The sequence below is a fragment of the Petrotoga sp. SL27 genome (genome assembly GCF_002924605.1).
Lineage (GTDB): Bacteria > Thermotogota > Thermotogae > Petrotogales > Petrotogaceae > Petrotoga > Petrotoga sibirica.
Genome location: NZ_JAIP01000033.1, coordinates 1 through 253, shown reverse-complemented (window position 1 = coordinate 253; position 253 = coordinate 1). Strand labels below are relative to the sequence as shown.

The 253-nt window shown below is 37.9% G+C and carries 1 pseudogene; it reads left to right on the top strand.

What is annotated here, in order from left to right:
* Positions 1 to 253: pseudogene (locus AD60_RS10245) on the top strand (IS110 family transposase); the annotation flags it as partial.

Genomic DNA, 253 nt, shown 5'->3' with positions numbered 1-253 from the left:
TAGGGATAAGCCCTTTTCCGATATATACGGTGCTACGTCTTGTGCTGCTTTGACTGAGTTCTACTCTTTGGATGAGATAGTTTACAAACCCATCGATGAGTTAACTCACTTCGTTATGAAAAAAAGTAAAAACAGATTCAAAGATCCCGTGAAGGTTGCAACACTTCTTAAACAAGCAGCCAATAATTCGTACAGATTGGACAAAATGGCTTATGAACCTTTGAACATCGCTATCTCTTCTTCTTTAAACGTA